The sequence below is a fragment of the Puniceibacterium sediminis genome (assembly GCF_900188035.1).
GTDB classification, from domain to species: Bacteria; Pseudomonadota; Alphaproteobacteria; order Rhodobacterales; family Rhodobacteraceae; genus Puniceibacterium; species Puniceibacterium sediminis.
Window position 1 is genome coordinate 9,166 of record NZ_FZNN01000026.1, and the last position, 23,690, is coordinate 32,855.

1 protein-coding gene is annotated in these 23,690 nt (G+C 57.5%); it reads right to left on the reverse strand.

Annotated features, from left to right (window positions below; genetic code table 11):
* Positions 1–62: 62 nt before the first annotated feature.
* Positions 63–23,690: a LamG-like jellyroll fold domain-containing protein gene (locus CHB75_RS19090; RefSeq protein ID WP_245841074.1), complete on the reverse strand. Its 23,628-nt coding sequence runs from the start codon at positions 23,688–23,690 to the stop codon at positions 63–65.

Here is a 23,690-nt window from a genome sequence, read left to right on the forward strand (position 1 = left end):
GCTTTATTTTACTGCGAATGTGACGCGCCTTGCCAGGGTCGAATACTGGCAAGGCGATCTTTTTATTCCGCTGCGATTAGAGGCAGCGCAATCGGACCTTCCAGCACCAGACGGCCTACTTCTGTCGCGCTCAGCGCGCGGTCATACCATGCCAGTTCATCCATCAAGCCATCGAAATGATCCTTGAGCTTTGGATCGCAATCTCGCTGGTTATGCCAGCGTGCGCCTATTGCAATTTGCCCAGAGATATTGCCGAGACCGCCGATGTAGTCATTCATGCCTACCTCAACCCCGCCAACATAAAGCCGCAGACCATCCGATCCCCAGGTCAGGGCGACATGCTCCCATGAACCCTCCGTCAGACGGGGGCCGGAAATGCGGTGGGTCGCGCCGTTCTCAGTCACGGATACTTTCAAAAGCCCCTTCTCGAAGCCGATGTCGAACCTGTCGCCATTGTCACCATAGGTCGAGACAAGCGCGCCATCGCGGCGATCATTGTCCGGGTTCACCCACATTTGTAGACTGCCCCCAGGCGTGACAAAGGCCGCGTCAGCCGACACAAGTACGGCAGTATCACCATGGCGACTGAACTCTGCCGAAGTGCCGCTATCCGCTGCCGCGCCAACCTTGCCTAGATATTGTTCAGTACCGCGCCATTCGCCGGTCACGAACTCGCCATTCTGCTGAACGCCGGATGCGTCGGTGATTACCGAACCCTCCAGCGCGTCAAACGTAAGGTGTAGCACAGGCTGAACCATTTCAGTTTCGACCGTGACCGCCAACGTGTCCAACACAAAGAGCACTTCGCTGCCATGTGCGAAGACCCGCAGCCCATCTTCTGGCAGCAACTCGTCCCACTCACCCGCGAGCGTCAGCGCCGTTCCGTCAGCCCCGATGACAATCGCCGGGCCGGTGCTGATCATCTCCACATCACCCGGTGCAAGCGTAGTCGGAACCTCAGAACCGGACCCGATGACAATGCCGGTTGTCCCGTCACCAAATGTGATACCCTCGACCTTTGTTAGCGTATCGATGATACGCGGCGCGGTGATTGCAATCTCGTAGGCACTTGCTCCACCCACAAAGAGTGCCGACATGGCGGCTACATTGACCTGGCCCGAGATGATGGAAACCTCGTCAATGCGGCCATCGAACTCATCCGACAGATTTGGATGATCAGCATCGCTCGCCCGGTTCCGAGCCAGTGATGCTCCAATGGCCAGAAAATCGTCGTTGTCAGTCAGATCAAACACAACAGCAGCATCGGAGGCGACCATTTGGCCATCGACCCACAATTCGACGCCACGCGCGCCAAATGTCATCGACACCATCTGCCACTGATTACGTTCGATGACGTCATTTGCAACCAGCGTGTGATTTTGACCGTTCATTTCGTATTGCAGGCGCAAGTCGCCTTTGTAGGTCTCAAGTGTGAAACCAGTATCGGAATACATGCTGGTCTTCGACAGTACCGCCTGACGACCCGTATCGTTCGAATTGATCCAGGCCGTAACCGTCCCGTCCGCAAGCTCCAGCTCTATGTCGTGCTCTGTCACCAAGGCATCATGATGTCCGTCGAACCGAGCCCCCGATCCGGTTGACCCGGATACGTCCATGGAGACACCAATGTTAGGACCAACCGCATCCTGCGACGTACCGGCCGCATCCGCAGCCCCACCTCGTGTGACCTCGTCGAACGGGTAATGCACGATCACGGGCCCGCCGTCCGCGCCCCGATGCTCTACTCCGAGCGCTCCGTTTACATCCGTAAAGCCATAGTCCGTCACTGCACCCGGTAGGGCGCTGGACGGATAAATCTTGCCACTCGCCTCAAAGAATGCGGCGGCCGGGCTTTGTGCAATGAACAATGCTATCGCCTCAGAACCGAACTGCTGATCATGAATGGCCAGCTCGTCCATGCGGCCATAGAAGCCATCAGTAATGCGAATGTTTCCGTGCTCATCAACACCCTCGAACGCGCCACCAACGAACATGTCAGCGATATTATTGGTCAAGCCGCCGGTGAAGCTGTTGATCGCCTCAAGTTCGCCGTTGATGAATACCTTCATGCCGTCACTACCCCAGCTAACCGCGACATGGGTCCAGACGTCTGCCGCAATCTCATCCTTCGCCGTCGCAATACCCGCGCCGTCTTCGGTGCCAATACGGAAGGTCAGGTCACCGCCGTGCAAGCCAACTTCCAGCTGCTCTGGCCCGTCTGACTTTGAGATCAGTACATCATCGTGCCCTTGGCTTTCACGTTTCATCCAAAACTGAAGCGTTCCTTCAGCCAGTGTGAGCGATGTATCGTGATCAACCTTCAAGGCCTCATTGCTATGAAAGTGAATACCCGTCTGCGCATTGAACTCAGTTGCTACTGGACCCGGATCGTCAAAGTCTGGCGACCTCGTCCCGATGTGAACCGCCGCTAGCCCGCCATTGCGGTCCAACATCGTCTCGCCCTGCGTTTCGTTCATGTCAAAATACGTCGTCGGTACAACGCTTGGCAGACCAACTTGATCAAACCCGTCGCCACCGATCACGATATCGCCGCCCTGCAATGGCCCGAGCCAATCATTACCTGCCCCGCCATCAATCGCGTCGGATACCAGAGAGCCAATAATCGTATCGTTGCCGTTGCCGCCCAACAATGTCGCGGCACCTGAGCCCGCGATCAACAGATCGTTGCCGTCCCCACCACCAAGTTCGACCGGAACGCCGATGCTGGTATCGACCACGATGGTGTCATCTCCGCCAACTCCCAGAACCCAAATAGAATTGATTGAGGAGGCCAGGAAGTAGTCGATCCCCTCATGGGTGCCTGGCAGTTTAAGCGCATCGAACGACTGCGCTTCCGGCAGGTCCGGGCGGTTTGTCAGCTCCCAGACTTCCACGGATTTCTGACCTGTCACTTCAACCGAATCCAGCGAAATCTTCGTGCTGCGGGACCCAATATCGGATGATATCCGCAACTCGGCAGCCTTGGCCCCAACCGGTAGCGCATAAACTACGACAGCCCCGTCCGCACCAAAGTCCTGACCAGATTCATTACCGACAAAGGCATCGAGCGTCTTGTCATAGACGAAGGTGTCCAGCGTACTGTACGTTCCGCCGTTTATGGAAAGTTCGACTTTGAACTGATCGCCGTCGCCGTACCAACCGGGAGCGGTAAAACCGCTCCAAGCTTGTCCGGCGTTCGCCGTCAGATCAAGCCTGACGACACCGTCGCGCAACCCGTTCAATGCGCCGATGTCCAGCACAAAGCTGCCATGTTCATTCCGCGAAAAGTCCTTCGTGCCGCCAATAGCGTCGAAGCCATCGGCAAAGACTGTTGTTTCAATTCCGTCCAGAGGCGCATCGGTGATTGCCGGGCGCAATGCAGTGATTTGTACTGCCTCCACTCTCACCCGCTCGCCGTCGGCGCTGAAATCACTCGCAACCCGCAGGGTAAACGCCTCGCTGATACCCAACGCCGCCAGATCATATGTCAGCGTTTCCAGAGTTTCGCCGAATTCCTGACCAGAGCTGCCGACAAAGACCTGACGTTCCGCGTCCACGACGAAGCTGTCGACCAGATAGGTGTCGCCTCCCGCCGTCACGGCCTCAAAGCGCATCGTGTCTGCATTGGCTGAACCTGGCCCCTCGAAGGTGCTCCACCACAGAAGGTCGGTTCTGATATCGAAGCTGACGCTGAGATTATTCAGCCCCGCAGTATCAGCAACCGCAAGATCGATATTATCGGGATTTGGCCCGGCCAACAGACCTGTCGAATGATGAGTACTGTGGCCAACGAATGTCTCATCGACAAGATAGATGAGCCCTGCCACCAACTCGGCTGCATCCACTGCACGCAGCTTGATCACTTCATCGACATTGGTGCCTATAACACCCAGACGATGGTTGTCGTCGACGAATATGCCGGACAAGAACACCTGGGTTTCGGCGGTGACCGTCCCGCCGTCGTCGTCGGACAGCGTCACTGTGACATCATAGATATTAGGCGATGCGTAATCGTGGTCAAAGCTGAACGTCCGCTCGCCCAGATTCAGAACCGGATATTTCTCGACGGTGCCGTCGTTCCAATCGATGGTCACGGTATGGGCATCCAGACTGCCCGCATCCGCAAAATCTGCTGTGATGATCACTGTCTCACCAGGAAGAACGGCGCCGGGCACATCGGCGTTGTTGCCGATAACGGTATAGGTCGGAGCCTCGTTCACCACGGTTATGTCTCGGTTGGCTGTGATGCTTTCACCATCATCGTCGCTAAGTATTGCTGTGATAGTGAAGGTCTTGTTCGGACCGTCCAGGCTGACCGTGTCCGACAGATGGTCGTCGTCCAAATAACGGTGGTCTAGCGAATAGCTGCGCGAAACCGGATCAATGATAATCGTGTCGGTCGCCGATCCGTCACCCCAGTGGATTGTCAGGCTATGTGTGTCGCCAAGGCTGGGATCGGTGATCGTGCCAAAAATCGTCACCACATCGTTCTCGACGATGCTGGTTGCGTTCATGTCGAACGCATACGCATCCGGTCCCTCAATAATTGGCACGAACGCAGGTGCCACGTTTTCGACGACCACTTGCGTTGTCTGTGGCATGGCGCTGTCGCCATCATTATCGAACACCACGGCTGTAATCTGGAACTCTCCGAAGCCTTGCAAAATGGCCGATGCACCCGCAGCGTCGTCATCGTCAAACACATGCACGGCGCTGAATGTCCGCGTCACCGCATCGACATCAACAAGGACACTGTCAGAAAAATCGCCCCACTCAATCACAACAAAATGAGTATCAAGAGCGCCCGCATCCATCAGCGAGCCAGTCAGCGTGACAGCAGTCCCTTCGGATACAACACTTTCGGTGGTCGCTAGCGAGATAAGAACCGGCCGTTGGTTCAGCACGACCACGTTGGTCGTCTCGGTCACACCTCCCGCGCCGTCGTCGTCAGCGGGTGTAACTGTTACATCATACGATCCATCATCGACATATACATGGTCAAACCGGAATTCGCTACTGCCCGGGTCAAGCGACAAAAGCTCGGTCGTGCCATCACCCCAATCAACGGTGACCGAAAAGTCGTCGGCAACACCGGGATCTGCGATTGTCCCGGTCAAAACTGACAATCCGCCTTCGGATGTGTCTGTCACGTCCAGCGTCAGCAGTGTGGGTGCTACATTCGCTACGGTCATCTCGACCGTTGCTGCGACATAAGATCCATCCTCGTCCACAGCCTGCGCCGAAATGCCAAAGACGCCATCATCGAGATACGCATGTGTCACTGTGATATCTGCCCCGTCAAAGCGTTCAGCAGCCGATCCATCGCCCCAACTTACCAACCAGAACTGAACGGTATCGTTCCCCACATCAGCAGCGCTCAGTGACAAATCGAAGGGCTCGCCCTCAAGAACAGCGTTGCCCGACGCAAGAGCGACCGTCAGCACTGGTGCGACGTTTTCGACCGCGTAGTTGACCAAAATGTCGGTTGAATCTTCGCCGTCGGACACGGAAACACGGATAGTATTCAGCCCATCGTCGTTGTGATAAATCGCCGGAATAGTGACAACCTGCTGGGTTGAAGCAGACAATTCGCCAGCATCGGTATAATCGCCGTCATCGTTGAAGTCATACGAGAATGTCAGATTCGATATGCCGTCTGGGTCAAAATCGCCCAATGCGATGTCAAAAGCTTCGGTGACCGCGACCAGCGCTGCTTCGCCTTCCGATATGACGCTACCGGTCAGTGACGTTACATTAGCCTTGGCGGTGGGTGCCGTGTTGGACACGATCAAGGTGGCAAATATCGGCGCAGTCTGAATGCCGACGTAGGAACCCGTGGCGCTTACGCTATAGATCCCATCGTCAAGGATGCCCATGCGTTGCAGTTCATCCCAATCAAAGCCGAATTCGGAGATCGCCACGGTCACTTCATCGTCAAAGAGACCATTCCTGTTGGCATCGATCGACAATGTCACGCCGGTACTCGCGCCCTTCGTTACTACCTCGAACTCGGCCCTCCCGCCCTCAGAGATGGAAACTTCCTCGTTGACGAATACCAGCGCATCAAGCGGTACAGTGACTGTGACTTCGATGGTATCTGATCCAGATGCGCCATCCTCGTCAGTTCCTGTCACGGTGACGATATTCGGCATGCCCCCGGTCGCATCCTGATAGACATGCACAGCTCCGGTCGTACCGGCACCGAAGGTCTCGATGATGTTATCGCCCCAATCCACGACCCATTCACCGATTGTGTCGTCGCCTGGATCAACCGCGTCAAACCTTATCGCGAACTCAGAGCCGAATGGCAGGACAGCAGCGTCCGGCGTGGCATCAACCAAAGGTGCAGCATTCGTCACGGTGAGCGTTGCGTCCGAGGTCGTGGCGCCCTCGCTATTAGTGGCCCGAACAGCGATGAAATAAGTGCCATCATCGGTAATGCCAAAATCGCGTAACACGTCCCAGTCGCTCAGGGTCAGCTCCCACCTTTCGGTGAACCCGGTGGCAGAGATCAGCGTGGCCGTCGCGTCCTCGAAGACACCATCACCATCCAGATCAAAGACCGGAGCCTCAAGCAGCCCGGTCCCGTTGGGTGCGATGTCGATCAACAGCGTGACACCCTGGCCTTCTCCGGTGGACGCATCAAGTAATGTGACAGCGGGCGGAGCAATCTGCTCCACGGCTTCGAATGTGTCAAAATTCACCAGCCCGCCAGTGTCTGATTTGATGTCCCCCAGCGTGGGAGAACCGTTTTGAACAAAGCCCTGCGACCCCGGGTTGAACAACAGGGTATCACCAGAAAGTACCGACGGGTTGTCACCATGCAATGTGATGATTTCGATGTCTGCATCCACTGCCGAACCGTCGATCTGTACCGTGTCGTTGCCCAGCCCCCCGGACACGTCGATACGCTGACCGCTACCAAGCGGTTTCAGCGTAATCGTGTCATCACCTGCGCCGCCGTCAAGCGTCAGTTCCCCATCCAAAGTCGTCACGCGGACATCGATAACGTCGCTGTCCCCTCCGGTATCAATCTTGGTCCCACCGGTCGTGATGCTGCCAGATGTGGTGACGGCAGTATCCTTGGCCACCAGGTCCAGAACCGAGACATGATCCATGCCGTCGCCTGTCGATATGCGCGTGCGCACGACCTCTGCATCGGGTGCGATCGTCAGCGTGATGTTATCATCACCACCCGCAGTCGAGACCCCTAGATCAGTGATGTTCTCAAAATTCGTGATGCTTTGGCGCGGCTTCGCTGCCACCTCATCAAGGGTGAAGCGCGCGATGCCACCCGCCGTCACGCCATCACCCACGCTCGCGATATACGCTACTGGTGTAACGCCATCGGACAGTGTCGTGGTTATCAGCGCGCTTGGCGCGTTCAGCCCCTCATTGCCGCCGGTCCGGTCGCGCAGTACCTGAACGAACACCAACTCGCCGGTGGGTGCACCGCCCGCGTCCAGATCGCGCTGGAAAACGGCGACAGAATTGCTGGCTGCCCCGGTCACAAACACGAATTCGCCGCCCGGCGCGACCTGAACATCCGACGGTGCGTTCATGCCGCGCACCCCGTCGAGACCGTTGATCAACACATCCGTCAATGTAAATCCGGTCGCCGCGTCATAGGTGAAAACGCTCAGCGTATCGGTCGACTGAGACGTGACATAGATCAATCCATCCGCATCGACCGCGACGTCGCTTGCCCCCGCCAAGCTGGGCGCGAGTAATTGCCCGACGGTGTTGATGTCTGCCAGACTGCCTGCGTCCAGGGCAGTGAGACTGCCAAGCACTGCATTTACCGTGAAGATTGTTGTGCCCTCGGCGTTTGCGGCGTGATCTGTGACGTTCCCGGCATCAGAAGCGTAAGGCGACAGCACTGTTCCGTTTGCAGTGACCGCCATCAGCGTCACGCCTGACTGGCCGCTCGCCAAAAGGTTCTGGCCATCAGCAGCGACCGACAAGGTATCAAGCCCTTCGGGCAGTGCGCCGAGCAGGCTCTTGGCCGAATTTTCGACGATCTCGCCGCCATTCGTAATCTCGAACATGACGATCTGAGATGGCGCGGACAAATTTTGCGTGAGGGCATAGAGATATTCGTTGCCATCCGCGCTTTGGACGATAGCGATATCCTGGATGCCCTGAATCAGATTGGCATCAAATCCCTGCTTGACCAATTGCCGCTGAGTGCCGTCATCGTTCATCACAACGATTGCATCCAAGCTCCGATCAATCCCGTAAATGACAGTCCCATCATCATTAGCCGTCAACGCGTCGATCCCAGGCACCTGCGCCGGAACGACATTCTGGGTCGGTAGACCTGCATTGACACCAAACACGTCGCCGTTGACGTTCATCGTGGTGCTGATCACCTGCGCCGTTCGGTTTTCCGGGTCGCTCTCCAGATGATCTCCGAAGAAGGACACGTTCACGTTCACTGACGTTTCCGTTTCCGGGACGAGTGTAATCCACATCTGTGATGCGCCCAGCACGCCCGCATCCGTGCCGGAATGTGTCTGCATCGGTTGGAAATTCGTGATCGCGCCGCCAACAGACAATGAGATCGCCGGATCGCTGAGCGCGACGCCTGACAAGTTGACCACCACAATAGCGTCATAGCCTGCATAATCGTCAACGTTATCCGCCCCGCCAATGAATGGTGCTGGCACTTCGTCCAGGCGTATCACCGCAGCAAGCGTATTTAGGTTGGGTGTGAACGTGACCTGAGACTCAAGATCAGCCGCCGAAACACCATCCAGAATACCGTAAACATCAGCGCCGCCCTGAATACCTGCAATGCTCGGTGTAGACACGGTCGTTGTGTACACGTCATTGACCTTTGTATCGCCGGTAAAGGTACTTTCCTTTGCGCTTACGCCACCAATGTTTGAGGTATTGCCGGGCAGCCGCTCGGCGCCGTTGAATTTGATGTCATGGCCAACAAGGATGAACCGACCTTCATCTGCACGGGCGTTGTTATTGCCGTTCAGACCGCCAGAGGCATCAACCGAAGTTCCGCTCGTCTCACCGTTGATGACAGACGCCTGCAACTTGACCGTGCCACCAGCGCCGCCGCCGCCAACACCACCGTCGCCGCCATTGCCACCGTTGCCACCGTTACCGCCAGTGCCGCCGATACCGCCATTGCCACCATTGCCGCCTGCTTCCTGAGCGCCATCTTCAGAAGGGTTGCTGCCGTTTGAACCGCCGCCGCCCGAACCTGAGCCTTCGTTAGCCGAACTGAAATCAACGGCATCCCCTCCGGCAGCCCCGAAGTATCCACCAGTGATGGTGATCCGACCCTCCGCGACGATCTCAAATGCACCACCACCAGCGCCACCCGGTGTACCGTCGCCACCAATCCCGCCAGTGTTGCCTTTGCCGCCGTCTCCGCCGCTCTCGCCAACGGCACCGTCTTCACCGGAAGAAACACCACCTGCGCCTCCGCCGCCGCCCGACCCGCCGCCGCCGCCGCCCGACCCGCCAGCGCCGCCACCACCACCTTGACCGCCGCCGCCGCCGCCGCCGCCGCCGCCGCCGGAAATAAGACTATCGTCCCGAGCATTGCCGCCTGAACCGCCGATTCCGCCCACGTTGCCAGTATTACCGCCATTACCGCTGCTACCATTTTCACCGCGGCCACCGGCGTCGCCACCTTCTGCACGCAAGGTGCGACCGTCACCGCCACCGCCACCGCCGCCAGGTTCGGAGTAGCCGTTGCGATTGCCGCCAGCGCCGGAGCCAGTGCCACGAGTGCCACCCACACCGCCTCCGACGGAATTGTTGTTTACGCCAGCCGACCCATCCAGACCGGTCGACCCCGATTCGCCTCTGTTGCCGTCGTCCCCGGGTATCCCGTAATTACCTGAGGAACCGCTGCTACCACCATGATTGACAAAGAACGTGGCAGCGCCACCTTCGCCAGGTGAATTGCTACCTGCGCCGCCCTCACCGCCCGCACCGCCAGTTCCGCCGTCGCCGCCTGAAACGCTACCCCCTGCAGAGCCACCACCAGCCCCCGCAACCTGTCCTGTTGCTGACGCGTCGAACGTCACGTTTTGGCCGATGCTTAGATCGTTACTCACGGCCAGCGATCCGCCATTAGATCCGGCAAACCTTATCTTCACCGTGCCCGAGATGTTCAGATTGCCATCAAAACGGAAATTCACGATACCGTTGGCATAGTCGCTATATAGAATTTCGCCACCGGATCGGACGACGCCACTGCCATAGCTCACCACCCCGTTGGACGTGTTCAGTGTGACAATTCCCGACCCGGACAGTTCCATCGTCTGCACATCACCGCCATCGGCAAGGCCATCGCCAAGCAGCCCGGCGATGCGCGCCACTTCGATGTTGTCCACAGACCCGCCATGGCTGTCGATTATCACGGCCTGCAACGCCGTGAAGGTCGCACCGAGCTCAGCAAGGCTGTTGACCGTCTTGGTCAAACCGTTGACCGACACCGCCGTAATCGTCAGCCCAGTGCCGCCCGTCACGTCCAAACCATAAAGAGCGAAGGCCTCTCCAGCGCTGAAGGTCGTATTTCCGACGGTCCGAATAACCAGCTTTTGACCCGTGGTCGGCGCCGCCGCCCGGCTTCCGCTAGTGCTGGCAATCAATGTCTCGGGGGTCACGCCGACGACGCTGGCGTCTTCATCTAGGGTATTGTCGATCGCGTAGACGAAGAAACCGTCTTCTGTGTAGTAGCCATTCGACGAGGCCGACAAGCCAGAGAAGTCAATCACATCGTTGTAGTTTGTGAACTGCGATGAGCTATCGAACGTAGCAACTTCCAGACCCGAACTGAGTTCGACCCGGTTACCGATGATCTTCCCGGTGATGCCCGAGTTGCCCGTCGTGTTGACATCAAGCGTGTCTGCCTGTGTGCCGGCGAGGATCTCGACCACATCCGCGCCATCGGTGCCGATGACTGTACGGTCAAGCGCTGCCGCCTCCGATACGAAACGGGCCTTGACCAGATCGCCGTCGACCTGTGTCCACGCAACTGCATCGTCACTATACGACGTGTTGTCGATGGTCAGCAACTCGACATCGAGCGCCAGCCTGGTGAAATCAGCATCACCCGGGAAGGCGTCGATGTTGACGATCAGCTGATCATCTTCATTTCCACCCGAGACGTTTGTTGTTTCGGTAGTACTTATCGAAATGGCTCGAACGATGTCTTTGCCATTGCCGGTGTCCAGAGAGATACGTGTCGCGGCAAGAGCGTCTTCACCACTTGCCAGATTAGCGTCGATGATAAACGTGTCGTTGTTCGTGCCCAGACGCACGTCCGCGATTTCGACGTCCTGGATGAAGATATCGCCAATTGTCAGGAACGCGTTGTCCTCGATCGCTATGGTGGCACTTCCGACGCCTTGCGCACCGGCGCCTGTGTCAGATGGATCTACTCCGCCGCCCCGGATCGTGCCGACCATTTCTGCCGTCACGCTGGACAGGTCCAGGATGATCGTATCGTTTAGCGCGTCAGCCGAAGCACCATGCACCGAGATCGCTGCACTTGTGCGCGTGATCAGAACAGTGTCTGCACCATCGCCCAGATCGATATCAATCAACGCCTCTGCGCCCTTGATGGTGATCAGGTCCCCGCCCCCATTGGCATTCAGAGTGACAGCCGTCGGCGTGCCTGCGATCTCAAATCGATCGCCACTGTCAGAAAGATCAACAAATAGCGTCTCGAACCCGGAAAAGCGGGTCTCAGAAACGTCGCCGGTCAAGATGCCAACGCTGCCATCGCTATCCAATTTCAGATTGGCCGCCACCGTCGGAGCGATGTTCAACGTATCAAAATCAGCGCCGCCCACGATAGTCAGCGGTGAGGCAATGAATGACAGGACAGGTCCCAGCGTTACCGAATTTTCGCCATCGCCCATGTCCAGCAAGGTCGTAGCACCGACCCCAGAGGCCGTCGCGCCGACGTTGAACTGATCAGCACCATCGCCCAGAAGGATCTTAACCTCGTTGATGTGATCATAAATTACGCCGACATCACGGTTTGGCGCGTCGTTGCCAGCGCCGCCCATTCCCAAACCTGAAATCTGTATTCTACCTGACAAATCATTCGTTTCGCCAATCGAAGCCCCATCAGAGCTATCGTCGACGATCAACTTGTTTTCACCGATGCCGCCGTCGATAGTGACCCTGCCGTCGACAGAATCGACTGAGCCATCTAACCCGACACGCGCAACATCATCGCCGCCCTGCAGGAAGAGTTCGATCTGCGTCGACGCAACTGTAGACAGCACGTTAACCGTGTCCGAACCCGAACCCGAGAACAGCTGCACCTTTGCTAGGTTATCATAGACGACAGATCCAGCCATGCGGAACCCGGTGATGGTCGTATCAGTGATCGTACCAGTGAGGTTTTCAATCTCATCCGAAGCGGCCAACATCACATTGCCATCATTGTCATCATCGCGGATCGTAACCTCGGCTGCGATGCCTTGCAGGTTGCCCCCGTTCAAAACCCCTGCGGCCGCCTCGGACCCCAGATAAACACGGTCTTCGCCACCACCGGTTTTGATCAGAATTGTGGATGTCGCGCCCTGCAATGAGATTGCATCGCGGCCGGTGCCGCCCTGAATGGTGACTGTGGCCGCCGTCAACGTGCCTGCAAAGTCGCCTGTGCTCTCAATCCCGCCATCCAGGATTGCCTCACCAAGACTGATCGTGACCGCATTGCCCTGAATGAGACTGTCGCGCGCGGCAGCGAAATCATCGCCCGCCGCAAGCGTGACGTCGCCCGACACCGCGCGAACGTGGCTGGTAGCCCCCAGCCTCAGATCGTCATCAGTATCTCCTAACGCATCATCGGAGGCGATGATGCGGATATTGCCGCTGTTTGAAACAACCCGTCCCAGAGATAGCCCGCCGTTGATGTCGGTTAGGATGATATCGCCAGCGGCTTGCGCATTCAGGTCCGAGAACCCGGTCTGAACTTCCAATGCATTTGCCATTGTTCCGACGCCGCCAGCATCCGAGATAAGCTCGATCTGTTGCGCGGTGACGTCCACACCTTCGTCCGAACCGGTGTCCCCATCCAGAATCGACCCGCCCGCGCGAAGGCGCACAGTACCAGTTTGCGTGAACACCTGCTCAATGGTGACGCCATCAATCTCTTTCACGTAGATGTTGCCGCCAGCAGCCGCATCCAGCAATTCTACCTCGGTGTGCAGTGGCGATGCTGCGGTCCCGATGGACTCCTCGGCACGCATAAATAGCTGCGGCGAGACGACCACAGCAGCGGCGTTATCCTGCAAGATGCCGCCTCCACCAGAGGTTATTCTCGTTAGACCGGAGAAGTTGAAAATACGGTCGCTCAACAGCACGTCGCCTGTGCCACCGGTCGATATTCTGAGGTCCGTCTCACCCGGCTCTTCGGCAGTGACGTAGTTGAACCCGGCCTTGTCCGAGACATTCACGACGATATTAGCTGCAACTGTGGCGCTGGAAACCAACACGTCAATTTCACCGATGCGCAGATCGTAATCGGTGAGGTTCTTTATATAAACTCGATCAAATGTCGTGATGAAAACGAATTCTGGATTCCCGGTGATGACAGCCGTGCCCTCACCGGTCGCGTCCCACGTGTTGGATGGGATCAAGAATTCCACCCGACCCGCAGTTGTACCGTCATTGATGATATCTGTGACGTTCCAGACGCCGCCCACTAGGATCGCATCCACATCGCCATTAATTGTTTTGCTGCCATCTGCATTAATGGTCAGGTCCGGACTGATCGGCCCTAAAAATTCAACGCGCGCGTTGAAATCAATGGTCCGGTTGTAGACAACCGTCTTGATTGGGAGTTCTTCGGCAAAATCCAGCAGGGCATTGCCGGTGTTAGAGGCAACGGACGTGTGCGTCGGCGAAGCATCCGCGTTGCTTTGGACCAATAGCGCGCGGGTTCTGATCAATGAATCGGCGGCTACAGAGATATCAGTATTGCTGGTCAGCGTGTTCGTGGCCTTGGCCAGCGTCGCAACCTGAATCAACGCAAGCTTGTAAATGCGGCTGGAAGCCTTTGTGTCGATATCGACCTGCGCGGCTGTCAGGGTGACCTCCGTTTCGCCTGACAGAACTACATTCGCTGCGATTTGCACATCGACGTCAATCACCGTAGTCAGGGTCGAATCTGCCTGCGTGCCGGCGATCAATGCGCCTGTGTTCGCAAAAGTTTCGACATTCGTCTCAGCCCGAAGTTGGCGGGCCTGAACCGTGACGCTGTCACCAGTCAGCCTGGCCCCGGTGCGAAGGTCGGTTAGTGTGGTCTCCGTCACAGTAAGTCGTGCCTTCGCCTCACCGCCGCTGCCGAAAGCAGCGCCCAGCGTTTCGGTTTGGACCTCAACGTCGGTGTCGGTGTTTGCATCGACCAAGACCGCTCTTGCTGCGGTCAGTTCAGACAGGGCGCCGATGGTCACGGTTGTGTTGTCAACGACATCGCCGCCTGCGTACCCCAACGCAACCGCGATGGCGCCAAATCCCATGCCATCACTATACGCCCTACCTACGGTGATCGTACTTGCAACCACCTCGATAGATCCTTGCTCGGCAGTAAGTTCGGCGCCGACCGGAGTTGTCGTATCATCGGCAGCGCCGATGATCACTTCGGCACTGTTGTTGATCTCAATTTCCGGGGCATTAACGCCAATTGCGATTGCGCCAATTACAGTGGCTTTAATTACATCGGCCTTGGCGTTAGCCGTAGAAGCCGCAGTGGCCTGCAGCGCGGATTTTCCGGATACATCATCCGCCGTTGCGATAATGAGCGCATCATCTTCAACATGGGTGACGGCCCCACTGGTGATGACCGCATCAATCACAACGCCCGTGCCGGCAATGATGCCTCCGGCCGCCGGTATCGCCTTGATGTCAGCCGTCACATCGTTTGCCGATGAAATGACGACGCTGGCGCCGCGGATGCTGACGCCCTTGCCTACGATGGCACGGGTCCGCCCCGTCACTTCCGATTTGCCGAACATCAGGCCGACAGCGATGCCACCAATCGCACCGCCATCCAGACTGATCACCAGATCATCGTGGCTTGTGGCTGAGACACTCACCGTGCCACCAGACACAATGATTGCGCCGTCGTCGACGAGTGCAACCGTATCGCCGCCAATTGCCACAAAGCCGAACCCTGCAGCTCCGCCCAATATCCCGCCACCGATAGCAATGCCCATCGGTCCGCCGCGCCCGGTGTATGGCAGCACGTCCACCCCGCGGTTCGCGTTTACGGTCACATTACCGTTGCCCGCGCCCTGAGTGTTTACCTGCGTATATCGACCAATCGCCGCAGTCACAAAGACGTCAATATCTGCCGCCACGATGGCGGCCGAAAGGCCCACTTTAAGGGCAATGCCAGCAGCCACGTTCAGCAGTCCGTAGTCAACGTCAGCATCCGCGTCGACCACCACGTTCCGGAACCCCGATACGGTACCGTACATCTCAGAAATGGGTGTGCCTTCGATCCCATTTGCCCCGCCATTTGCGTCTGGCCGTGCGCCCAAGAGGGCATCAACCCGGCTGACGTCGTTCACCACCGCCGCCGCCGCCGCAATAGATATGACACCAGACGCAGCACCAGCTACACCGATAACTCCGAAATCGCCCTTATAGGCGGCGTGGATCGTCAGGTCGCCCGTGCCACGGCCAATCAGTGTGACGTTCGGCCCGACATAGGCGGCAACGTCCGCATCAACGTTGATGATCGCTAGACCAACCCCGACACCTGCCGTTAGCCCACCACCCGCTCCGCCTGCACTAGCACTCTGTGAAAGGTTTTGACGTGCGTCGATATCGATCGTGCCGCTGGAAACGACGGCCTCCGCCTCGATAGTTGCAACGGTGCCCGCCGTAACCCCCGCATTTACCGAAATCGCGCTGCTCATTTCTCCGTTTGGCGCGTTAACCCCTACAGTGGCCCGTGCCGCATTCGCGATATCCGCACTGCCAGTCAGAATACGGTGCTCGCTGCCCACGGCCCCAGCAGAGTCAAAATCGATCTCTGTTCCCGCCAGCGCGTCATTGCGCGTTGCCGCGAGCTGGATAAGGTTAGCATTGCCACTATCCACGATTGCGAAATAGGTTTGCCCGTCCACCAGCCCGGTCATTGCCGTGCCGCCCGCACCTACCTGATATACCACCGAATCTCCGGTGTGCAGATCAACATCGCCGCCAAGATCGATTTCGTTGGTCGTGTCATTGACGACAGCGCCATCCAGAGGCGAAAATGGTGCCGAGCCATTTTCGGCTTCGGTCGCCGCGCCGATCATCGGAGCCAGCGAAGACTCCACAAACGAAACGACGCTTTGATTGGGAGCCGCCATCGCGTTGGCAGTTCCAGCGTCTGAAGAGTACTCATCGCTGAAATTTCCGCCGATGCTGTAGACGATAATTCCACCGCCGAGACCACCCACCGTACCGGCCCCAAACCCTATGGTGATGCTGTCCATCTCCCAGTCCGAGAGCGCGTTCACATCAACTTCGCCACCTGCTGTGACCGCCGTGCCGACCCCGCCGATTAAGGCATTGGTATCGTTTCGAATAATACCAATATCAACCGACGCACCGATGCCACCCGCACTGACCCCCACACCCAAAGCACCCGCGACAGAATAAATATCGAGGTCGTTGATCGCCGAAACATTGACGGATGGGCTGCTGGCTGCAGTCTGGTTGATCTGCGCACCGTCATTGATGCCCGCCGAAGTGTCGCTGTCGATCTTGCTGGCATTGACCGCGCCGGCAACCCCCACCGAACCGGCCAGGCCGACACTGGCAGCGACGTTCGTTATCTTCTCGGAACTCTCCGCCAGAACCGCCACGCCGTTGATGGTACCACGAGTGAATGTGCCGCCGGTTTCTTCTCCGGTCGGTACGTCCGAAATCACGGTGGCCTTTGAGCCATAGGCATCCACGTTCGCGCCTTGGCCGATCCACGCCTCGGTCGTTTTGTCGATGAACGTTAAACCCAGAGCACCTGCCCCACCACCACCGCCAAGGCTGATACCGACGGCACCGCCAACCGAATAGGTTTCCGTATCATCCAGCGCAGAAACAAGCACATTTCCCAACGCTACAATGCTTGTATCTCCGCTGATCGCCGCCCGGGTTTCCGTGTCGACCAGAATCGCCGAGGCAGAGCCGGCAACTGCAAGCGCGGAGGACGATCCCGCAATCCCCGCCCCGACGCTTATGATCTTGGACTGTGCATTCGCATTTACTATGATGTCGCGCTCTGCGAAAATCAGACCAGTCCCAGAACTGCCATCAATCAACGCTTCGGTGGCCCCCTTCAGTACCGGTACCGACGCTGCGGGCGTGCCTGCAATGCCGCCTGATGCCGCCAGACCTGCCGCGATGCCGATAACATCGTAGTCGCGCGCCGCCGTAACGCGCACGTCCTGACCACCACCTAGGCTGTTGATTTTGGCGTCGCCGCTGATGGCGGCGCGTGTATCGATGTCATGGACTGCAACGGCCGCTGCAATCGTACCCGCATTACCGGTAGACAACGTGGCACCAGCCCCAACTAGAACCACGTCATTCGTGGAGATCGCAGTCACGATCACCCCCTCTGACAACGTCGTTGCAGCCCTGTTATTATTGTCTGCAAACAAGTTCGGATCATTCAGTTGGTCATTATCCAACAATGGCAGGCCGCCCGAAGACAATGCTTGGAACGTGTGGCTATCATCATCTGCTACACCCGCGAGATGATTGAGATCAACGATACCAGTACCGCCCAGCGCATCTGCGCGACTGGTGCTCAGGCGGAAATCAGTATCAGACACCCGGATCACGAAATAACGCGTGCCATTCTCCAGTCCGCCAAGACGAGAAGCCTCAGCAGCATAGACCACTTCCTGCCCGGTCTGAAAGCCATGGTCCGTTATGGAACTCAGCGTATCGGTCGCGAAATCGACATCCGTTGACTTCAGCTCCGCCGCGCTTCCTTCGGACTGGCTGTTGACCTTACGCAGTGTTTGCGTAGACGATCCCGCGCCCCCTTGGGCCGTTGCCACGGCACCGGTTTCCGCGTCGGTCAGCCGTATCGTATTAGCATCCACGCGCTCCACGCTGTAGATTTTGCCGCTCTGCAATTGGCCTGCATTCGTTGCGCCCTCATAGACAACCTGATCCCCAGTTGCCAGACCATGATCGGCGGTAGTGGTGATCGTATCGCCTGAAATGCCGGTGTTGCTGAAGGTGATCGCAGAGGTACTCTCGAACGCGCCCGAGAACGCCATGATACCATCACCCAGCGCACGGGCCGTCACGATCGCTCCGTCCGCGATTTCGGCCACGGTGGATTTGTCGATCACCCCTACGCCAGCTGCCAGACCACCCGCGATGCCACTTGCGCCCCCACCAACGCTGCCCGAAATCTGATCGATATTTGTGGCATCATCTGCCGATACCAAAACGTTGTTCTGCGCGATAACTTCTGCGCCGCTGTGAATCATTGCTTCGGTGGTCAGGTTCATCACGCCGACACCGGCAGTTCCTGCCACACCAGTTCCACCTGCACCCAACGCCGCCGAAATCGATGCGATACGTTCAGATCCGCGTGCGGTCACTTCGACGTCGTTGCTTGCGCTCGCCTTAGTATTTTCACCCAAATACGCGCGATTTCTGCGTGTGACGATACCGACATCCGCGCCGATACCGGCGCCTGTCTTGCCGCCCGCCAAGCCGCCGGCGATGCCGGTCAACAACAGCGCGCTTTTTGTCAGAATCCCAAGGTCTGCACCTGTGGTAATCGTCCCAGCGCTACTCGCGGTAACATCTGTTACGTAGGCCTCGACCGTATCGTCGATGACCGTGACCGTTGCCGCGCCTGTGCCACTGGACCCGAGGCTAAGCGCTCCGCCGACAGCGACGTTCATGATTTCATGATCCGATACCGCCTGAATGACGACACCTTTTCGTTCGGTCCCGAATATATCGGTCACGCCAGTATCTGCTAACTCGCTGATCCGCGCGGCAATGACGGCATTTCCATCAATATAGGCGCGCGTCGTATTCACCACGGTGAGTGAGCTTATAGACAGTCCAAACGACGACCTTCCCAAAGGGGCAACAGAACCTGCAATGATCGTCGTATTTACATTGTTTTCCGCAAGAACTGCGACGTCACCAGTCGCACTGACTGTTGCTGTGCTGTCGATTTTTGCGACGACTTTGTTATTGAATACAGAGATAGATACGGATCCCGCAACCGCTCGGTCTCGAGAGCCCGCAAGTCCGATGGTCAGTGCCTGGATGCGGGCGTTTTCGGTGGCTTCAACGCGGACATTCTTGCCGGATTCCCCGCTCGAGCCGGCGTTTACAGTCGCAGCGACGATGCCCGCGGAAATATCGTTAGAAATATAATTGGCCGAAATGCCCGCCCCGATGCCCGTCCCGCCGTTCGAGAATGCAGCCCCGCCCGAAAGCGCGTTTATAGTAGCGTCATCCAGGGCCCTTGCCGTCACATTACCGTCTGCATTGACCTCAGTTGTGCCGCCATCGATCATGGCTTCGGCCTTTATCTGGATGCCGTTTACCGCCAGCGAAGCACCGATGGCCGTATCGCCCCCCACTGCTCCGCCAATGGAGGCCGCCGAGATCTTTCCATCCAGCGAATTGTCCTCCTGAGTCGAGAGAGCCTGCAAAATCAGATCGGTATCCGCGCCAGTGAGCGTCACCTTGGCACCGTTCTCGATGCGCGCGCGCAGGCTGGTGTTGACCTGGTTCCAGCCCAGAGCTACCCCATATGCATCTGATTGGAGATTGATACCCAGCGCACCGCCAATGGCTTGAATTACAGAAGAGTCCTCAGCCGTAAGCGTTACGTCACCGCGGGACGCTACGTCCGAATTAGATATAACTGCTGCTACCGCGTGCTGCGTCAGTTCGGTCGCATCCGAGAAAACCGCAGGATCGGTGGACAGGATATTTATCGCAATCGTGACGGCACCAACGCTCGATCCGACACTCGGCGAACCCGCTTGCACCCCTGCCGATACTGCAAGTGCACGAATGCGGTTATCGTTATTTGCGAGCACATCCAATGAACCGTCGGCATTCACCGTGCTGCGTGCAGCCGTTCCCAATATGCTGGATTTCGTGGTACTGGACAGCTGATTAAAACTGATCGCCCCGCCGACGCCTTTTCTGCCTGAGAAACTCGCGCCGCCACCGATTGCCAAAACCTCCGACGTGTTGGTCGCCGCGATTTTCACATCACCCGCTTTGTCTGTTCCGCCACTGAACGCGTTGACCGTCGCCCCGTCGATATAGGCCAACGTTTCATCTTCGATCCGGGTGATCGCAATCGACCCTGCAAAGGACTTGGCGCTGCTTGATCGGTCTACCGAGAGCGCGATGGAGAATGCATAGATTCGGCCGGCGCGCAGCGCCTCAATCTCGACATCAGCAGCATCAGCGATGCCGGCACCATTATCGCGCGACAGCAATTCTGCGCCTTTCAGATAGGCATGTGTCTGGTTTTTGGTCTGGTTCAGTGCAAAGACACCTGCCACCGTGGTGGAACCTGATGTTGCGGCCGTGTTGGTATCGAGGTTCAGAGATGCAGCGCCCGTAGCGACGACCATCTCGGTCAGGTTTTCGGCCGCGATACGCGCGGTGCTTGTAGAAATAGTTCCGGCGGTGTCGATATAGGCCAGCGTGGTGTCGGTGACGAAGTTAATTGCTGTCGCCCCCGAAATGCCGAAACCACCACTCGTTGGGCCAACGTCGGCGCCGAATTTGGCGCCTTCCGGTAGTATTAGCGGACCAGTCGGATCCTCTGGATCTGTAACCAGATCTTTCGTCTGATTGGTGACAAGGCTGCCAGAGATCGCGAACACCCAGAGGTTACCATCCGCCCGCGCGTCAATATCAAGTCGGTCCACCGTGATTGTGGCAATGCCCGCCGGGGCAGCGCTCTCTTCGGGGCTGGCACCGATAAAGGCGATGGTGTCGCGTTCGATGACGTTAACCCCGGCGGCAAGGCCAAACGACTTGCCACCTGCGCTGCTATTCAACGATCCCGCGATATTGATGTGCAGCATTTCGGAAATGGCGTCGATATCAAGGCTGGTTGCGACGACATGGGCAGGCCGGTTTTGGGTGGTCACGATTCCAGCATAGGTTACCGAAAGATGAACCAATCCATTGCCGGAGCCACCAAAATTCATCTTGCTATTGACGCCCCCCTCGCCGCCGCCGGCACCAAGTTCCAGCGCAAAGATATCTTCCTTGGCCTTCAACACCATCGCGTGTGCTGCGATCACGGCACCGCCTTCGATGATCGCCTTGGTCGAATTATCAATTATATTGAGCAGAACCGCGCCTCCCATCACGTTGCCGTCGGAACTGCCAAAAGACGCGAAGGAACTTCGCGACAGGATATCGCCCCATATTTTCTTACCTTGGAAACCCTTGCGGATCATAAGATCGGGTTGGACGAAGTATACATTTCCCGATTGTGTCAGCAGGTCCATCTGCGTATCGGCCTGCACGATTACGTCGCCGACATCCGCGAGGTCCAATTCCTGATTAATCAGCGCACCATTGCGAACGACCGCGTTCGATTCGTTATTCATCACGTTGACGGATAACGCTCCGCTTACCGACAACGCGTCAGTCGAACCGTCGCCATTCGATCCTGCGAACGACCATGCATTGAACAAGCTTGTCAGGCCGAATGCTTGCGAAAAGAACGCGCGCAGCCCTTTGGAACCATCTGCAAAAATCTTCTCTGGGTCGACTAGATCTTTGATATTTTTTACAAAAGGATAGCTCACATCTGCCGATATGGTAATCGTTCCGGGTGCATCCATCTGTGCATGGCCACCGATTTCCGCCAGCGCCGAATTTCCGAGTACATTCACGCCGATCGCCAGCGAGATGCTTGCCCCATCACTTCCGGATTTGGACGCGATGCCAGCAGAGGTATTCAGTTGGAAAGTCTGTTTTACCTTCGCCTTTACGTCGATGTCAGCACCGCTGTTCAGGACGGCCGAGACCAAACCAACCGATGCGCGCACGTTATGGTCCGCATAGTTGATACCCACCGATCCAGCACCTGAGAGATCAGAGTTTTCCGTGCTGTCCATCAGCTTGTCTTGCGCTTTCGACGTCGTCGGCGAAAAAGCTTCGATTCCGCCGAACAGCAGCGCTGTCTGCGCATCTGAGCTTGTGGCGAGATCAACAAAGCCAACAGGGTTGAACGGAAATCCTAGAAAAGGCACCGACACCACGCTGCTGGTCGCATCAAGGTCTGCGTGCACCCCGATGCCACGCGTTTCCACACCATCGGTGATGGTGTGCCCGTCACCGCTGCCGACAGACGTGAGGTCGATTGCCTGGGCATCCTCAACCAGCCCCGGATCCGAGATCAGCCGAATGGTATTCGCATCTTGCACGATCACGCTGTAGCTTTCGCCGTCTACCAGCCCGCCGATGGGCGTATCGCCGACGGTCGCGGTATTAACAGTCAGGACTCCATTTGCGTCAAAGCTGTCGTAGTTCACCGTGTTCGACACTGTCGGATCCACCGAGTAAATCACGACATCACCGGTGACATAGCCATGGCCCGCGAGCGTGATTGTGTTCGCCTCGCTATTCACATCCGTATCCGCGGCAAAGCGCGCGTCACTGTTCTGGAACACAATCATATGCAGGGTTGGCGCCGCAGGCGCGGTAATATCTGCCGGGTCGCCGACAGCCCCGGTGGCGTCGATGGGCAGCAATTGGAAGCGGTCCGCATCGAGCGCGTGCAGCACATATTCCTGATTGAGCAGGAGCCCGCCGATTTTGTTCTCGGCCAAACCGCCCGTCGAATAGAACACACGCGTCTGCCCGGCGACCCCAATAGCAAAACCATGGTCCTTGACTGTTACGATGTCGTTTACGGTATCGATCAGCCCGAGGTCGATATCGAAGGCCGCCCCGTTCGTGCCGGTGAAGCTATGCCGTCCGATAGCCTCGCCTTGTGATAACTCTATCGCCGGATCACCAGCCGCAGCCCCAAGCGCCTGAAGCTGAAAGCCTTCGTCATCGGCGTTCAGGACGCGGTATGTACCCCCGTCTGTCAGACCGGTAATCGCTGTGTTGCCATTGGCGTTGTAGGTCACGTTGACCACCGCACCGTCATCCGCCAACTCGTTTTCAAGATATCCTATTCGGTCTAGATCGCTATCTATTGCGTCCAGCGAAAACAGAACTGAATCCGCCGTCAGCAGCCGATGCTCTGCCCCTGCCGTCATGGCCGCGTTATCCAGATTGACGGTCGGCTTGTTCGTCAGCTGGATCGTATCGGAATCAACCACGCGCACGTAGTAGGTGCCGCCGTCCTCAAGCCCGCCCATCGCGTCGAAATGCCTGCCAAACGGATTGAGCGAGAAGCCCTCCGCGCCATAAACGATCTTCTGCCCCTCAGTGAAGCCGTGCCCGGGCATCGTGATGGTGTTCTGGCTCAGCGAAACCGCGTTGGCCGGATCAAAACTACCGAGTCCCGCACCGGGGGCTGTGCCTGCGGCGTTGATTGTCCCGTCCACCAAAGTTTCGACCGTCGAGATGTCGAAAGTCAGTCCGGTAGTGACACCTGCAAGACTGACTAATGCCGAAAATACCGTGGCCGTAGCCGACGTATTGTTGGTGCCCTCCGCACGCAC